The 14907-nt window shown below is 51.3% G+C and carries 14 protein-coding genes and 1 pseudogene; 6 read left to right on the forward strand and 9 right to left on the reverse strand.

The genetic code is table 11. The features are described 5' to 3' along the window. Positions 1-874 precede the first annotated feature (874 nt). Genes AC812_RS03250 through AC812_RS03260 form a run of 3 tightly spaced genes read left to right on the forward strand, consistent with a single transcriptional unit; the run spans position 875 to position 2366 of the window. Positions 875-1129 (forward strand): type II toxin-antitoxin system Phd/YefM family antitoxin, encoded by a 255-nt coding sequence (locus tag AC812_RS03250; RefSeq protein WP_061913682.1) that lies wholly within the window; start codon positions 875-877, stop codon positions 1127-1129. Next, positions 1126-1551, forward strand: coding sequence for a type II toxin-antitoxin system VapC family toxin (locus AC812_RS03255; protein ID WP_061913680.1), 426 nt, complete (start codon positions 1126-1128; stop codon positions 1549-1551). Before AC812_RS03250 ends, AC812_RS03255 begins: the two co-directional genes overlap by 4 nt. Next, entirely contained in the window at positions 1536-2366 is an 831-nt protein-coding gene (locus AC812_RS03260) for a tyrosine-type recombinase/integrase (protein ID WP_061913678.1), read from the forward strand. Before AC812_RS03255 ends, AC812_RS03260 begins: the two co-directional genes overlap by 16 nt. 10 nt (positions 2367-2376) lie before the next feature. Here the strand turns inward: AC812_RS03260 and AC812_RS03265 are convergent, their stop codons facing one another. Continuing rightward, the gene (locus AC812_RS03265; protein WP_061913676.1) at positions 2377-2688 is read right to left on the reverse strand and encodes a HigA family addiction module antitoxin; all 312 of its coding nucleotides are present in this window, start codon (positions 2686-2688) and stop codon (positions 2377-2379) included. 11 nt (positions 2689-2699) lie between these two features. After that, entirely contained in the window at positions 2700-2984 is a 285-nt protein-coding gene (locus tag AC812_RS03270; RefSeq protein WP_061913674.1) for a type II toxin-antitoxin system RelE/ParE family toxin, read from the reverse strand. 124 nt (positions 2985-3108) lie between these two features. Between AC812_RS03270 and AC812_RS03275 the strand changes: the two genes are divergently transcribed. Next, positions 3109-3561, forward strand: coding sequence for a hypothetical protein (locus AC812_RS03275; RefSeq protein ID WP_061913672.1), 453 nt, complete (start codon positions 3109-3111; stop codon positions 3559-3561). A gap of 202 nt (positions 3562-3763) precedes the next feature. Here AC812_RS03275 and AC812_RS17455 read toward each other — a convergent pair whose 3' ends face one another. The 7 genes and pseudogenes from AC812_RS17455 to AC812_RS18345 form a co-directional block, all read right to left on the reverse strand. Continuing rightward, positions 3764-3961 (reverse strand): hypothetical protein, encoded by a 198-nt coding sequence (locus AC812_RS17455; RefSeq protein WP_145962502.1) that lies wholly within the window; start codon positions 3959-3961, stop codon positions 3764-3766. Continuing rightward, the gene (locus tag AC812_RS03285; RefSeq protein WP_061913668.1) at positions 3954-5822 is read right to left on the reverse strand and encodes a UvrD-helicase domain-containing protein; all 1869 of its coding nucleotides are present in this window, start codon (positions 5820-5822) and stop codon (positions 3954-3956) included. Before AC812_RS03285 ends, AC812_RS17455 begins: the two co-directional genes overlap by 8 nt. A gap of 3 nt (positions 5823-5825) precedes the next feature. Then, positions 5826-7679, reverse strand: coding sequence for an ATP-dependent nuclease (locus tag AC812_RS03290; protein WP_061913666.1), 1854 nt, complete (start codon positions 7677-7679; stop codon positions 5826-5828). 17 nt (positions 7680-7696) lie between these two features. Beyond that, positions 7697-8935, reverse strand: a complete 1239-nt coding sequence (locus AC812_RS03295) for a restriction endonuclease subunit S (RefSeq protein WP_061913664.1) — start codon at positions 8933-8935, stop codon at positions 7697-7699. A 2-nt stretch (positions 8936-8937) separates the two neighbouring features. Then, entirely contained in the window at positions 8938-10665 is a 1728-nt protein-coding gene (locus AC812_RS03300; RefSeq protein WP_061913662.1) for a type I restriction-modification system subunit M, read from the reverse strand. Next, positions 10662-13355 carry an EcoAI/FtnUII family type I restriction enzme subunit R gene (gene hsdR, locus AC812_RS03305; protein ID WP_061913660.1) on the reverse strand — a complete coding sequence of 898 codons (2694 nt, stop codon included), beginning with the start codon at positions 13353-13355 and terminating at the stop codon, positions 10662-10664. The genes AC812_RS03300 and hsdR overlap by 4 nt, the downstream gene beginning before the upstream one ends. Positions 13356-13357: 2 nt before the next feature. Next, positions 13358-13528 (reverse strand): annotated as a pseudogene (locus AC812_RS18345) (DUF2188 domain-containing protein); the annotation flags it as partial. 347 nt (positions 13529-13875) lie between these two features. Between AC812_RS18345 and AC812_RS03310 the strand changes: the two are divergent. Next, a complete protein-coding gene (locus AC812_RS03310) occupies positions 13876-14097 on the forward strand; it encodes a site-specific integrase (protein WP_061913658.1) in 222 nt (73 codons plus the stop codon). Positions 14098-14210: 113 nt separating this feature from the next. After that, positions 14211-14738 carry a tyrosine-type recombinase/integrase gene (locus AC812_RS03315; protein WP_061913656.1) on the forward strand — a complete coding sequence of 176 codons (528 nt, stop codon included), beginning with the start codon at positions 14211-14213 and terminating at the stop codon, positions 14736-14738. Positions 14739-14907 lie beyond the last annotated feature (169 nt).

Here is a 14907-nt window from a genome sequence, read left to right on the forward strand (position 1 = left end):
GCGGAGATGTTTAGATTGTCAGAAAAATATCGTGAGTTCTCTACTGATGGCAAACCTCAAACGGAGAGCAGGGGAATGTAAAACAAGAAGGGAGAATTGAAGATAGCGGAATCTCCTTGAACCACCTGCTTATCCGTTCAAGGTTCGCTTCCATCCTAATTGCTCATTTACAAGTGCTTCTTTGTTTGACTTGCATGCCAAGCGCGACAGAAATCACTGCTGCGAATGGCCTGGAAAGGTGAGCACTCTATCCAGCTCCATTCGCTGGAAAGATACTTCAAGGTGAATTTCTGCTACCTATCTTATGTCATCTGAAGTGGCTGGGAGTGAACTTCAAGTGCTATAACCAAACTTCGACCAGTGGTTCCGGTCTTTGAGAGGTAAGTACGAACCACACGGGCTAAACAGGTTTTCGAATCAAATCTGATCTGCGCTATCAGTTCCGCTTGGCTGTCCATTTGAAGTTGCCAGTTTCCACATCAAATCAGCCCAGGTTCAATAGCGTACTGATGCTCCCCCACTTGTTTGAGGGTCTTCACGGCTAAGCCTTCTTTCAGCCAGGAGTAATCTTTCGCTCAATGGGAAAAAATACTCGCTGTAGGTAAGCCGAAAAATACCAACCTAACTCCTGCAGGCAGTTTTCGGTTGTGTTTGCGTATCGTACAACACAGTCTTACAATGGTCATTAAAGATGTAAAACACCCAAAAACAGATCCAAAACCCCCGTTTTTCGGGCTTAAAACCGCCCTGAACTGCGTCGCACAATTTTTTTACGCGCCACAAAGGATGCTTTCTGATTGATAAGGGATTGTTTTTTGGGAGGGGAGACGGTTATAATATAACTGGTCAGACTAGTTATTTGTGGAGGTGCGCGATGAATCTCTGGCAGTTGCAGGAAGCGAAAAGCCGCTTCAGTGAACTGGTTGAGCGAACTCTGCGCAACGGCGCGCAGATCGTCACCCGGCGAGGAAAGAAGGTTGTAGTGGTGCTGTCTTACGAGGAATACCGCCGCCTGACTAACCCCCAGCGCAACCTGGCGCAATTTCTGCTCCAATCGCCACTGGCAGGATCGGAACTCAAAATTGAGCGGGATCAAAGCCTGCCGCGTGAGGTGGATTTACAGCCATGACTTACCTGCTGGATACCTGCGTCATTTCGGAGTTCACCCGCCGCCAGCCGAACGAGCGAGTGGTGCGCTGGTTGTCCGAAGCCGATGAAGACACACTTTATCTGAGTGTCCTTTCGATTGGTGAGATTCAACATGGGATTGAGCGGTTGGAAAATTCACCACGCAAAGAAGATTTGCGTCACTGGCTGGAAAATGATTTGATCCTGCGTTTCGATAAACGCATATTGCCGTTGGACGTCCCTACCCTCTTGGTGTGGGGAGAACTGATTGGCAAGCTGGAGCGGGAAGGACGAAAACTGCCTGCTTTCGATGGGTTGATTGCCGCCACAGCGCTGGCTCACGACCTGGCGATTGTCACCCGAAACACGGTGGATTTTGAGCCTGCCGGTGTCCGAGTGTTCAATCCGTGGGAGGAAGGATAAACCCCATAGACGAGTATCTTGCAACCCTCACCAGTCCCCGCACGGCAGAGCGTTACCGGGCGGCACTGAGCGAATTTGCCGACTGGTACACCCAAACCACCGGCGCAAGCGTGGACTGGAACCTGCTCACCACCGTTGAGGTCAAGGACTACACCGCCTACTTGCAAACCGTCCGCAGGCTCTCACCGGCGAGCGTCAATCTGCGGTTGGCAGCCCTCCGTTCGTTCCTGCGCCACCTGGGGCGCACCTTGAAGGTGAAAGGCCCCAAGCAGGTCACCCCGCCGGTCAAGGCTCTCTCTGACCGTGAGTTGGGCAGGCTGTTGGCTGCCGCCGAAGGCAGTACACGGGATACCGCCATCCTCAACCTGCTGGCACGGACAGGCTTGCGGGTGGGTGAGGTAGTCCACCTGCGGGTGGGTGATGTCGAAATGAACGGGCGATCAGGGTGGCTGACGGTAAGAGGCGGCAAGGGCAACAAGACCCGCCATGTACCGCTGAACGGCGAGGTGCGTCAGGCGTTGAAAGCCTGGCTGGACGAACGCCCCCAGGGAGCAGGCGATGACCTGTTCCTCTCCCGCACGGGTAAGCCGCTATCGGAGCGGGATGTCCAGCGCATGGTGGCGGAGTATGCCCGAATCGCCGCTGTCGAAGCCACTCCGCACACCTTGCGCCACACCTTTGCCACCCGTGCCATCGAGAAGGGTGTGGATGTGGCCACTCTTGCGGCGATTTTGGGACATTCCCGGTTGGAGACGACCGGGCGCTATCTGCACCCGACCGCCGAGCGAATACAGGAGGCGGTGGAGGGAATATGAATTTTTCGGTTCAAACGGCAGTAGGGGCGCTGCGGCGTGGCCTGACCTCTCGCTCCAGACGTTCTCCCAAATGATCCAAAGCCACGTCCAGGTCGTATTCGGCTTGCAGCCCCATCCAGAATTGGGGTGAGACACCAAAGTAACGCCCCAGCCGCAGAGCGGTATCGGCAGTGATGCTGCGTTCTCCCAGCACGATTTCATTGATGCGGCGCGGGTCCACACCGATCTCAATGGCCAAACGGTGCTGGCTCAAATTCATTGGCTTGAGGAACTCTTCCAGAAGAACCTCGCCGGGATGAATGGGGGGTAATTTTTCGGTCATGGTCGTCCTCTCTATCGGTGATAATCCACGATTTCAACCTGATAAGCGTGATCTTCCTGCCAGACAAAACAAATGCGCCACTGATCGTTGATGCGAATGCTCCATTGCCCATCGCGATCACCACTGAGTTTTTCCAGACGGTTGCCGGGAGGCACGCGCAAATCATTCAAAGAAGTGGCATTGTTCAGCATACGCAATTTTCGCAGCGCAACTTGTTGGATCTCCGCAGGCAGCTTACGGGAAGGCTCGCGGTGATAAACCTTGCGCGTTTCTTCGTCGTTGAAGCTCTTGATCACGATCTTATTGTATAGCGTATCTCACATGGCGTCAAGCGCCAAACAAGATTACAATTTGGCAAAGTCGCATGCGCTTTGCATTGAAGTTTGCTAGAATACGGTCAGGAGCGGCTTACAAAGCCCGTTGGACGAATGCGAAAGCATTTGCCAACGGGTTCTTGGTTATCGGCTGGCGGATAAGCCGCCTTCTGGGTGCAAATCCCGCAGGACTGACCTGCCCGAAGGGGCGCAGTACCTTCAAAAACAAATCTTTGCCAAACCGCCCTCGCAGTCCCGCCGGTGCAACTCCGGCAGGGCGGTTTTGGCAGGGCAGTATGAACAGGCGTCCCTCTATCCTGAGGGATGTGTACGGGAAGCGGAACTGGCCGATCCGGGTCAGACGGTCATCCACTTTGGCAAGATGAAAGACAAAAAGATTGCTGAGGTCTGGAAGACCGGCCCTGCCGGTCAGGGATGGGTGCGCTGGGCTGCAAGCACGGATGGCAAGGGCTATGACCCACAAGGCAAGCCCGAAGGCATCCACTTGCAGCGCATGGCGCGGGCATTCCTCAGCCTGCAATCCGCCTATGCGGGCTAACCCCTGCGGGAACAGAGCCGGACTACCCAGTCCGGCTCGTTCTTTATCCTGCGTAGCGCGTTGGGACGGCAAAGCTCTGCCCAGAGCGACCGCAGCAAACGTAGAGATGCTTTTCACGTCCCGCTGCGGTGGGGCGTTGACCGTTTCCGCGATGCACCGGCGGCTGGCCACGCCGGGGGATCAGGTAGGGTTGTCCGGTCTCTCAGCCCACGTCCTGCGGCACACTATTGCCAAGAATCTGATGGACGCGGTCGTTGGTGATGATTTGCTCGTCCAGCCGGTCAGCGCGTGCAGGGAGTTGCTCGCTGAACAGGCGCAGGCTGCCGTAGGTGGCAAGGAAGGACAGCCACAATGGGCGGAAGCGGTCATCAAGGGCGGAAGGTGGGCTATTTTTACTCATTACGTCGGGTAGATTTGCCCTGGCTGTCGCAAGTCCAGAATTCTAATTGCTCCACAGATGCACCTTGTAATATTTTTGCAAAGTCGCCTTGCAAGTTGCCTTGCTTTGAATCTAAAACATACAGTTTCGATTTAGCCCGCGAAAGGGCAACATAAGCCAGGCGCTTGTGCAGGTCAGGCGCAGATTGACTTTTTCGAATACTATCCAAGTCAATCACAATCGCGGTATCAAACTCTAGTCCTTTGCTGCTGTAAAAGGTAGTCAGCAAAATTTGGGATTTTTGTTTGCCGAACGAGTGTAGAGCCTTGTTTTGTAATCGTTCCTTTGTAGAAACCGCTGCCATCAATTTTTCAAATTCTTCAACGTCATCAGGGCGAAGTCTTCTGTATTCCTCTAACCTAGAACTTGTCAATACTGCCTGACAGAGTTGTTCTAACCAATCTTTGAGCAGCATTTCGCCGTTTCGAAGTGTCCAGAGTGCATGAAACAGTTCCCGTTCTATTTCAAGCCGTTTCGCGTTATCGCTTTCTCCCTCTAATTGACAAAAGCTATTCCAAAACGGCAGTAAGTCGTAGAAATAGACTTCATCACCCGAACACCATTGTGCCACTTTTTCGAGCCATTCGATTAACTCGGTATTCGAGCCATAATCAGGATCTTTGTCAGGTCTCAAATCCATACCAAGACGCTCTAATTCTGGCAACAAATCCTCAATACTTTTTACTTTTTGTGATTTTCTTCTTTGTGACATCAGTACTGCTATATGCTTATCATTTCCCTGCTCCATTAAGATTTGGGAGACTGATTGGGGGTATGGACAGTCTTTGATTTGAATGTAATGAATTTCGGCAAGGTGCTTTTGATTAGATTGATATGGGGTTGGGCTATCCAATACCAGATTGCTGAACTCAATCAAATTCTGCGAAGAACGATAATTTTTCTGCAAGGTAATTGGATGATTTTGACAAAGTCGTTCTACTGTATCAGATAATTCGTGGATAGTTTCCGGTTTGCTACCCTGCAAGTCTTCGTAAATACATTGATTGGGGTCGCCAATCGCAAAGACGGATATAAGTTGTTGCTCTACAAGGTGCATGACCATCTGGTGAAACAACGGGCTGAGGTCCTGGAATTCATCCACGAACCACCAGGGGTAGCGCGCCGTAAGCGTTCTTGCCAGTGCAGGCTTCGTTTTGAGGATGTGTAAAGCAAGCATTTCGATTTGAACGAAATCCATGCCATGGACTTGTCGCTCAAGGTAAGCATGATAATCGCCCGCTAATTGCGACCAGTCTAAACCCTGTAAAGCTCTTTGGCTGTAGTCACTTACTTTTGCGAGAGAGTTGCTGGAAAAATCCTTCTTCTCTGGTTGAAAACACCTGCGTCGGAACTTGTCCAAATCGCTCTCTATGTCTCTTATTGCCCCGTCTTTTTTGGGAAGTGATTTCCCCTGTTTTTGTAATGCCTGGGATAAGGCATCTTTTCTTTCTTTTTCGGAAGCAATCCGAAACGGTTCTGGAATGCTCCCCGGTGGTAGCAAGTTAACTGCTGGCAGAATGATTTCTGCAATGCAAAAAGCGTGAATCGTGCCAACATACATGCGCTCAGAGTCATACACGCCCAACTCGCGCAACTCTTTGACCAACTTTTCGGCCAACTGCCGCGAAAACGTAATACAGGCAATTTTCTGCGGATAGCGCACTTTCTCTTCCAAAAGCGCCTTCGCCATTTTCATCGTTAGCAAATACGTCTTGCCTGACCCCGGTCCTGCAATGACAACTTGGCTGCCTTCCGAATAGAAAGCGGCGCGCTGGTTGTTGTCTTGCTCTATTTTGCCAAGTCGTTTCAGGTATTCAGACATAGGTTAGAAGGAAATCTCGTCTTTAGGGTTTTGGGGCCTTTCTACCGATTCCGGCGGTAATTGCAGGTCGGTGGAAGGTTGGGGCATTTTCGCCAAAAGGTATTTGATGGCTTTCTCGATGTAAGGAGGCACGCGGTCAGCATCTACTTTTTCTGCCAGGCGTTGGGCAAAACGCCCTTTGCCCATGCCGGTTGTCTGAATACGATCAATAATCGCTTTAAAATCATTATTGGCAATTTCTTCTTCCAAGTTTTTCACTTGCCTGTCGCTGGCGCCGAGTTCTTGGTAAACCTCGCACAATTCATCTCCATACCCTGCCTGTATCAATTCCCCCTCAAGCGTGCGCTGATTAACGAAAATACCAACTTCTTCCAAACCGGTTTTAACAGCACCCCATTCTTTTTTGTTAAAACGAACTTCTATTTCTGCGTGCTTTGGCGCGTTTATTTTTTGCACCAATTCCAGTCCACGTTTTAGCCCAGGGTTTTGAGTGTCAGGATCTCCATCGGTCAAAACTGCAAATGGAATATCTAACCCTGATAGAAACTCAACATAAGGTCGGAAATCCGTGCCATACACATTGCACACGCTGATTCCTGCCCCGTCCAGGGTGTGAGATATTTTTCCAGCCTCTTTCATTTTCCTTGCAAACGCAGGGATTAAGAACATCTCGGCGTCGCCCTCAACCAGTAAGACGCCGCGCGCAAAGACCATTTCTCCGCGTGTAGCATCCAGATAGCGGCTGATATCCTGGCGCATCTTTTCATCTTTTTGAGCGAAATTCGCCGTTGAGCGAGCTGCTGTGCCATTAGAAGTGCGTTTCAACACAACAAAATGACGCGGGTCGGCGATACTGACGATGGTCGGAGAATGGGTTGAGGTGAGCAAAAGATGCTCTTGCTTGAATACGTTTTCAAAAACCAGCCGTTGAAAATGCGGGTGCAGGTGAGATTCAGGCTCTTCGATAGCGAGCAAGACGTATTCGGGCTTTTGGTCACCTTTGACAGGCATAGTGCGCAGACGTTTGGCATAAATCAGCCAGGTTATCAGGTATAGAATATTTGAGATGCCCAGACTGCTGCGCTCAAGCGGTAAATCCGACTCTGCAAAAATGTTGAGCAGTCGCAATAAATCTTCGGGATTCGAACCGGCAATGTTGATGGTTGGTTGAATAGATTGCCCTTCGACCAGAGTCCCTAGAAAATCGCTAATGTCTTTTTGTAAATCTTGAATGTATGGGATTTGCCCCAGTTTTTTGGATGCGTTTTGAACGCTCTGGGCGACCAATTTGAAGTTCGCGTCATTGGTCAGGGAAATCATTTCAACCAAACGGCGCAGCGGCGAAGTACGCCAGCTTTGCATATCGCGTTCCATGTCACGCACTGCCGGTATCACGACCAGGCGCACATATTGGCGAAGCCGTTTTGCTCCCTCTGTATTGTTCTCGTTACCACCACAGTATCGAATAAATTCGTAATCATCTTCGGTTATTGCATTTTGGGGATTCGTATCCTTCTTGGGGCGGTAAATGGCAGATATTTGATACGTACCGTTGTCTTTTCCATGACAATCATGGAAAGACGGCAGTAAATCCTGTTCATTTTCCCAGTCGAGCCCTGAAAACCAGGCATGAATTTCGATTGTTCGTCCCCCAAATGGCTTTTTGCCGCTGCCCCGTGAGAAATCACTTTCTCCCAACGATGGGCGATAGTTCGAGTCCAGCAGGATTCGCAAGGCTTCAATGAAGTTGCTCTTACCGGCACCGTTTTCGCCTAACAGCACAATTTTTTCGCCGAATTCAACGGTAACATCTTCCAGATTGCGGAAGTTTTTGATGCAAACTTTTGATAAGTACATTTTTGACCTCGCGTGTCCTACAACTCCCCCCGGAACGCCGCCGCTAAGATGGACTGCTCCAACTGCTCGATGGCGTGCAGGTCAGCTTCGATCAACTTCTGCGCTTCCTGCACCTCTTGCTGGATGCTCTCCAGATAAGCGACGATGCGCCGCTGCTCAGCCAGTGAACGGTCATGATCATGTAGGTAAGGTAAAGGGACAAACAAGTTTTTTATTACTACCTGGCTGATGTTGGGTTGTGCTCCCCCAAAACTTTGCACAATTATCAAGTTGCGGGCAAATCGTAAATACCAAAATAAAAATTTGTTTAGTATATGTTCTGGTGTAAAAATAGCACAAATAGCCTGATTAGTTGCGGCTTTGATACCCAAAATACCTAGTTTTCCAACGGTTGCGCCATACATAGCCATCAAAAGAGTGCCTTCAGGGAAGATTTTAGCGTTAGAATTTTCTAATCCCTGCTCTGTTATCGTTTCTTCACTTGACGTAATTATGCCGTCATTCAATTCGCCAGATTTCACCCAGGGTATCGAGCCACCAAAATAATCAGAGGTACTTCTTCTGGGAGTTCCGCCACTTGTTGTTTTACATTCATCCCCTAATCTTTTCCACTGCCACCCCTCCGGCATTGGCTGTTCCTGAGAGGGGAACACCTCCGCCAGGGCTGATTCCATCAGGCGGTTGATGTCTTGCTGCATGGTCTCGACCTGCTGGCGCATGGCTTTGACTTCCCCCAGCAGGGCTTCCAGCCGCGCCACTATGCGCCGCTGCTCTTCCGGTGGGGGTAATGGTAATGTAATTTTTTTTATCGTTTTTTGATTGATCGTTTTACCTTTTACCGCCTGTGAAGCTTCTGTTTCGAGCGGAACAACCTGTAGTACCCAAAAAAGATATTCTGGAATAACATTGTTACGATATTCCTCCTTGATTTCAAGAGATGCAATAGCCTCGTTTGTAAACAAGTCTTTTCCTGCAAAGGCTAATTTCCCGATGGTAAGTTTAAAACTCATGAGTAATGTTCCTTTTCTTACTAAACGTACTTTACCATCGGCTATAGCTTTATCAGTCACAGTTCGTTGAGACTCTGTTACAACTCGAGAATTCATATCTGATATTGAAATCCAAGTGTGAGTCCCCCCCCAATACTCTGACCTTTTAGTAGGGGGAGTACTGCCAATTTGAATGTTACAAATAGATCCTAATGAAGTTATCTCCCATTCGGAATTCCATTTTTCTCGCGGTAAACGCTGTTCCATCACTACTCCTCCCCGTTGCTGACCATCTGGTGCAGGCGCTCCAGCAGGGCAGCCAGTTCGCGCTGGCGCTCCAGCAAACTGGCGGTGATCTCCGCCGGGCGGGGCAGGGCAACCCGTTCGCTCTGGTGCGGGTTGCGGGCGCTCAGGTCGTAACCGCGGGCGCGCAGATCGTCCAGGCGTTCCACCCAGCAGGTATATGGCGGGGCTGGGCGCGGGCCCTGCGCCTCGAAGGCGCGCCGGTAATCCGGGCTGGCATCGGGTGGGCAAAGCGGGGGATCGGCTTGTTCCCCTCTTTCCAGTTTCTCGCGGTAAGCCTGCCAGTCCCAATGAGCCTGCCACTGATCGCGAATCTCACCGGCAAAGGCAAAGGGGCGCTCGCGCTTACCCTGAAGGTAGGCTTTCCATTCCTGCCAGAGGGCGCGGGCTTCGTCAAAATGCTGGTCGGCAATCGGGCTGCCCTTGCTGAACTTCTTCAGCCCTTCGGGCAGGGGCAGTTCGTAGTACCACACTTCATCGCGCGCCAGCGGATTCTTTTCCAGAATGCGATCCACCCGCTGGAAGAAGAGCAGAGCGGTCTTGACGTCCGAATAAGGCGAAAAGACGCCCGGCGGCAAACTCACCACCGCAAAAAGGTGAAAATCGTCCAGAAGAATTTTCTTGACCTCGGCAAACGCCCCGCCGCGGAAGAGCGTGCCTTCCGGCACAACCATTGCGGCGCGGGCGTTGGGGGTGTTTTTGAGTTTCTTCAGAACGTGCTGTAAAAAAAGCAGTTCGGTGGCATTGCTCTGGATGTTAAAATTGTTTTGAATGTGGGCGCCTTCCTTGCCGCCAAAAGGCGGGTTGGTGAGGATGATATCGAAGCGCTCGCTGACGCTGGTTTTGACATCTTCTTCCAGCGTGTTGCGCCGGTAAATGTTGGGGGCGGTTACGCCGTGCAGCACCAGATTCATCGTACCCAGCAAGGCAGCCAGGCCCTTCTTCTCCTGCCCGTAAAAGGTGCTCTGCTGGAGGGTTTCCTCCTGTTCCACCGTGCGCACCTGTTTTTCCATGTGCAGGTAAGCCTGCGCCAGAAAACCCGCCGAACCGCAAGCCGGGTCATAAACTGTCTCGCCGATTTGGGGGTCAATCACCTCAACCATGAAGCGAATCACCGGGCGGGGAGTGTGGAACTCGCCGGCGATCTGGTTTTCCTGCCCCATGCGCGCCAGCAGGTCTTCATAAAAGCGGGTAATGGTGAAGAAATCATCCTCGCGTTGAAAATCAATCCGGTTAATAATGTCAATAACCTCTTTGAGGTTGTAATCCGAAGCGCAGACCGGCACATTGCGCACCACCGTTTGATCGCCGACACTCTCATCCGAAAAGAGTTTGGCAACCGTGTTCGCCAGCGGCGAGCCGGAAAGCGAAGCCAGTCCGGGCAGTAAACGTCCGCGCACAAAAGCCACCAGTTCACCGCGGCTGGAATTCCACTTTTCGAGCGCTTCCGGGCTTGCCCAGGCGTCCCAGGCCAGGTCGCCCTGCAAAACCGGGGTGTAGGATTGGCCGCGGAATGCGGCTTCTTCGGCGCGTTTCTTTTCTTCCAGGTCGAGAAATTTGAGGAAGAGCAGCCAGGCAATGTGCTCGGTGTAGGCCATTACCCCGCCCACATTGTTGTCGCGCCGCAGAATATCGCAGGCACGCCACATCTCATTACTCAGGTTTTCGTTGATGGGTCGAGTGGCGATGTTCATTCTAAATACAGTCTCCGTTGCAGTTCACTGATGGTTTCGCGCAAAGCCTCAACGCTGCCAAAGCGTTTGGCAACGCCTCTTAACTCCCCCATGGATCGGAATGGCGGCAAACGATAGACGAGCGGATCGGTCAACTGGCGCAGGCCTCCCTCGCCGTATTTTTCCAGCAGCGTTTCAATCACCACACGGCGCTCTGGGGGAAAGGCGGCCAGCCAGCCGTTTTGTTTTCGCAAAAACTGCTGCACGCGCTGGCGGCGGGTGGGGATGGGTTGCCGCTGGAAAGCCACATAACCGATCACATCCAGCGGGTCGGCATCCTGGACTTTCAGCACCTCAGCCAGCACATCGGCGTGAACATTTTCACGTTCCAACTGCTGTTGTACCTCATCGCGGCTGGTTTGCTCCTGCCATTTTGCCAGCATGGCTTGCCAGTCTGGCGCAATGGCCATAATGCGCTGGCGGGAGTAGTCAATGTACTGTTCAAGGGTAAGCGGTTCGTCCAGCCCGGCGACAACAAAGGTGGCTTCCTCAGCGATGGTCACTTCGAGGTTGCGAACCGTAATTACTTTGACTTCGTCCTCGCGGACAGGTTTTAATTCGATGTCCACCGTGACGGTTTGATAAGCCTGCGTTTGCACCTTGATTTGGCGGCGATTGAGTCTGAGCCCATAGGCAATCAGGGTCACTTCACCGGCAGGCAGATAGTCGAATCGGAAAGCGCCGTTTTGATCCGTGAGGATCGGCCCGCGCTGGTCGTTCGGGGCGGCCATCACTGCCACGCTGGCGCCGACAATGACCTCTCCGCTTTCGGCCAGACGCACCGTGCCGGAAATACTCGCGGTCTGCTCCCGGAGGGGAACGGGCTGGTCAATGGGTGTGGGCGGACAGTCCCAGGTTTTATCCAGCAGGCGGGTGGCATTGGTGTAGTCAATGATGCGGAACCAGTACTTGCCGGTAACCGGGTCAACACGGCTGCCGCGCCCGATGATCTGCTTGAAGAGGATGGGGGATTGGATGGTTTTCATGAAGACAATGTTACGGCAGGATGGTACATCCACTCCCGTGGAGAGCAGTTCAGCGGTCACCGCAACCACCGGGAACTTGCGGTCACTATCCTGAAAATTCGCCAGCCAGCGGTGGGCTTGTTCGCCCTCTTCGCTGACGATGGGGACGGCATAATCTTCGTCATAACCGAGGTCGGCAAATTCGTTGTTCAACAGGCGGGCAACTTCCTGCGCGTGATCCATATCCACACAAAAGACCATTGTCTTGTGGGTGGGGCCGAACTCACGCAGCAGCCTTGCCAGATGGCGCACTAAAGTTTGTGTACGGTCGGGCAAGCGGATTTCACGCTCGAATTGGGGAGTGAAATACTCCTCCCGAACGTCAGCATCTTCGGGCGCGATGACTTCGGCGCCCTGTTCGATGACTTCGGAAATGTGCAGTCCATCGCGGTCTATGTTGGTGCGGACACGATGAACTTTGTAGGTTGCCAGAAAGCCGTCTTCGATGCCCTGTGCAAGACTGTATGAGTAAGCGGGCGGATGAATGCTGCCCTTTTCCGGGTGGTGAGGATCAAGCGGAATGGCCGGTTCTTCGGAGCAAAAGTAGGCGTAGGTATCCACATTTTCATCTTGTTTGGGGGTAGCCGTCATACCCAGGTGGATGGCGGATTCGAAGTGGTCAAGAATTTCTTTCCACGTGCCAAATCCCGAACGGTGCGCCTCATCAATAATCACGACATCAAAGAAATCCCGAGGAAACTTTTCAAACAACCGCTTCCCCTTTTCGTCCTGGCTCCACAGGGTCTGGTAAATCCCGAAGTAGAGATCATGCTGCAGGCTCAGACGGTTGGGGTTGTCAATCATGTGGCGCGGATCGCCATGGCTGCCAGCAAAAGGACTGAAAGCATTGTAAGCCTGATTGCGTAACACAACCCGGTCAGCCAGAAAAAGCACGCGTCCGGTGCGGCCTCGATTTTGAAACAGCCACTCCGATTTGATCAGCTTCCAGACAATTTGCATGGCAGTGAAGGTTTTGCCCGTTCCAGTTGCCATGGTCAGTAGAATCCGCTTTTGCCCGCGCATGATGCGAACCAGAACCTCGCGAATGGCGACTTCCTGAAAGTAGCGGGGCATGCTCCCGCGCGTGGCTTCGGGCGGTGCGTAGGGGTGAAGAATGGGGTTGTGGGCACGGGCACGCGCCAGTGCGGCGTTGTAAACCGGGCGCAATTCCCTCGTCTGGTGAACCTCTTCCTCAATGTTCAAGCCGGTGTTGAGTTTCCAGCGATTCCACAGTTCATCCGGCGAGGGGAACTCCGCGATTTCGCGGGTGGTATTGGTAAAACCGTCCCATTCGATGATTTGATGCCCGTTGGTGGCATAGGCAAACATCAAGTGATTATCGCGGGCGTATTGTTTGGCCTGCTCTAAGCCAAGCGCAGCGGGTTCGGCTTCAGCTTTGGCTTCCACCACTGCAATGGGGAAGGCGTCGGTATAGCGCAGAAGATAATCTACCCGGCGGGGTTTTTCCCGCTCAACTTTTCCCCCGCGCAGGATAATTCGTCCGGGCGCATACTCCCAATCCTTACGGTAATAAAATTCACGAGTAACCTGGCTTTGAGTCCAGCCAGCGCGGTTGAGTTGGGGGTCAATCAGTTGTGCTCGCGTGTCGGATTCGTTAAGGGGCATACTTACCGCTTTTTATCCTTGGGTGGATTAGGATCGTGACCATCACTTTCTTTATCTTGAATTATGCCGTCCTTCTTGTGAATAATCAACTCTGAACCTTTTTTTTCAGCCAATTGACGTCTGCGTTTAATAGCCTCATCCTTTTGATAATGGATAGATGTTGGACGTTGGTTTTCTTCTTTTTTTCACTACCCCTTGATTGTCATTTGGAACAATATGTACATTTCTCTTTTTTGCCATAGCGCTTACCCCGAGATCCATAAATCAAACCGCCCACGCATTGCGGTTCACTTGCACCCCATTCGGGGCGCTTGCGCGGGCGGCAAAAGTTTGCTATGCTTGTTTTTGCCGCAACGCGCCTTCACCGCGTTGCCGTCTCAGCCTCGCCGATACCAGCGGTGGGGCTGAATTTGTCTTTCTCAATAGTATAGCAAAGTTTTCGTTTCCAATACCGTTTTGAGGTGGCAGAATCCAATCTCACAAACTTATTACCAAAATCTTACTCTAAAAGGAGGTTGGAATGAGCCCACAAAACACCATCTGTATCAAAGATGCCCTCGAGGAATTCCTCCTTTCACGTCAGGCGATGCGCTGTTCCTCAAAAACCCTTCGAACATACCAAAGCATCTTGGGACGATTTACCCAATGGTTAGAAAAAGAGGGGGTTCAAACGGCAAACCAAATGACTTCCCGGCATGTTCGCAGATTTATGTCTCAAATTTCGGGTACTCAATGGCTTTAAATGGTTATGGCCGTGCTATTAGGACTTTCATAAATTTCCTGAGTCAAGAAGAACTGGTTGATCATAAAATCTATATAAAAGTCCCACCATCGCCCAGGTAAAACCTTCCTTTTTTGAATTCCTCTCAAATCACACAATTATTGGAAGTTTGTGATGTCCAAGAAAAAACGATTGTTCTCTTGATCGTGGATAGCGGTTCAAGGCGACAAGAAGTTTGCAACTTGAAAATCGGAGATGTACAAATTGAAAACGGAATGATTCGTGTTGTTCTGAGCAAGGGAAATAAGGACAGGATAGTGTTTATTGGTCAGGCTACGATCAATGCAATTTTAGATTATTTACCCGATTTCAATTATCGGGACAAAGAAAGTCCCCTTTTCAAAACCAAAAACGGCAAGCCTTTCAACGGAGACCGTATGCAAAAAATGTTTCTCCGTCTTTCAAAACAATCGGGAATCAAAGTTACTCCTCACATGCTACGACGGTCATTTGCAACATTATCTTTGAAATTTGGAATGGACATGGTCAGCCTTCAAATGCTGATGGGGCATGCCAGCATAGAGACAACCCGCAGATACATTCAGTTATTAAGTGACGACCTTCAGAATGCACAAAAAATGCAAGCCCCGTTGATCGGTTAAACCTGAATGTTATATCGTTTGCCTCGCACTAAAAAGGCACCTACTTCATTGAAGCCCCCGGTGGATTTCTGCGTTTGCTTGCGGAGCAGAAGGTTGCAAATTCGAGCCCTGCCGGGGGCACTCTGTATTTATAAGGTCGCCGACCCCATCGAGCATCAGCAGTTGAACT

This window comes from Bellilinea caldifistulae (assembly GCF_001306055.1).
In the GTDB taxonomy this organism is placed as follows: Bacteria; Chloroflexota; Anaerolineae; order Anaerolineales; family Anaerolineaceae; genus Bellilinea; species Bellilinea caldifistulae.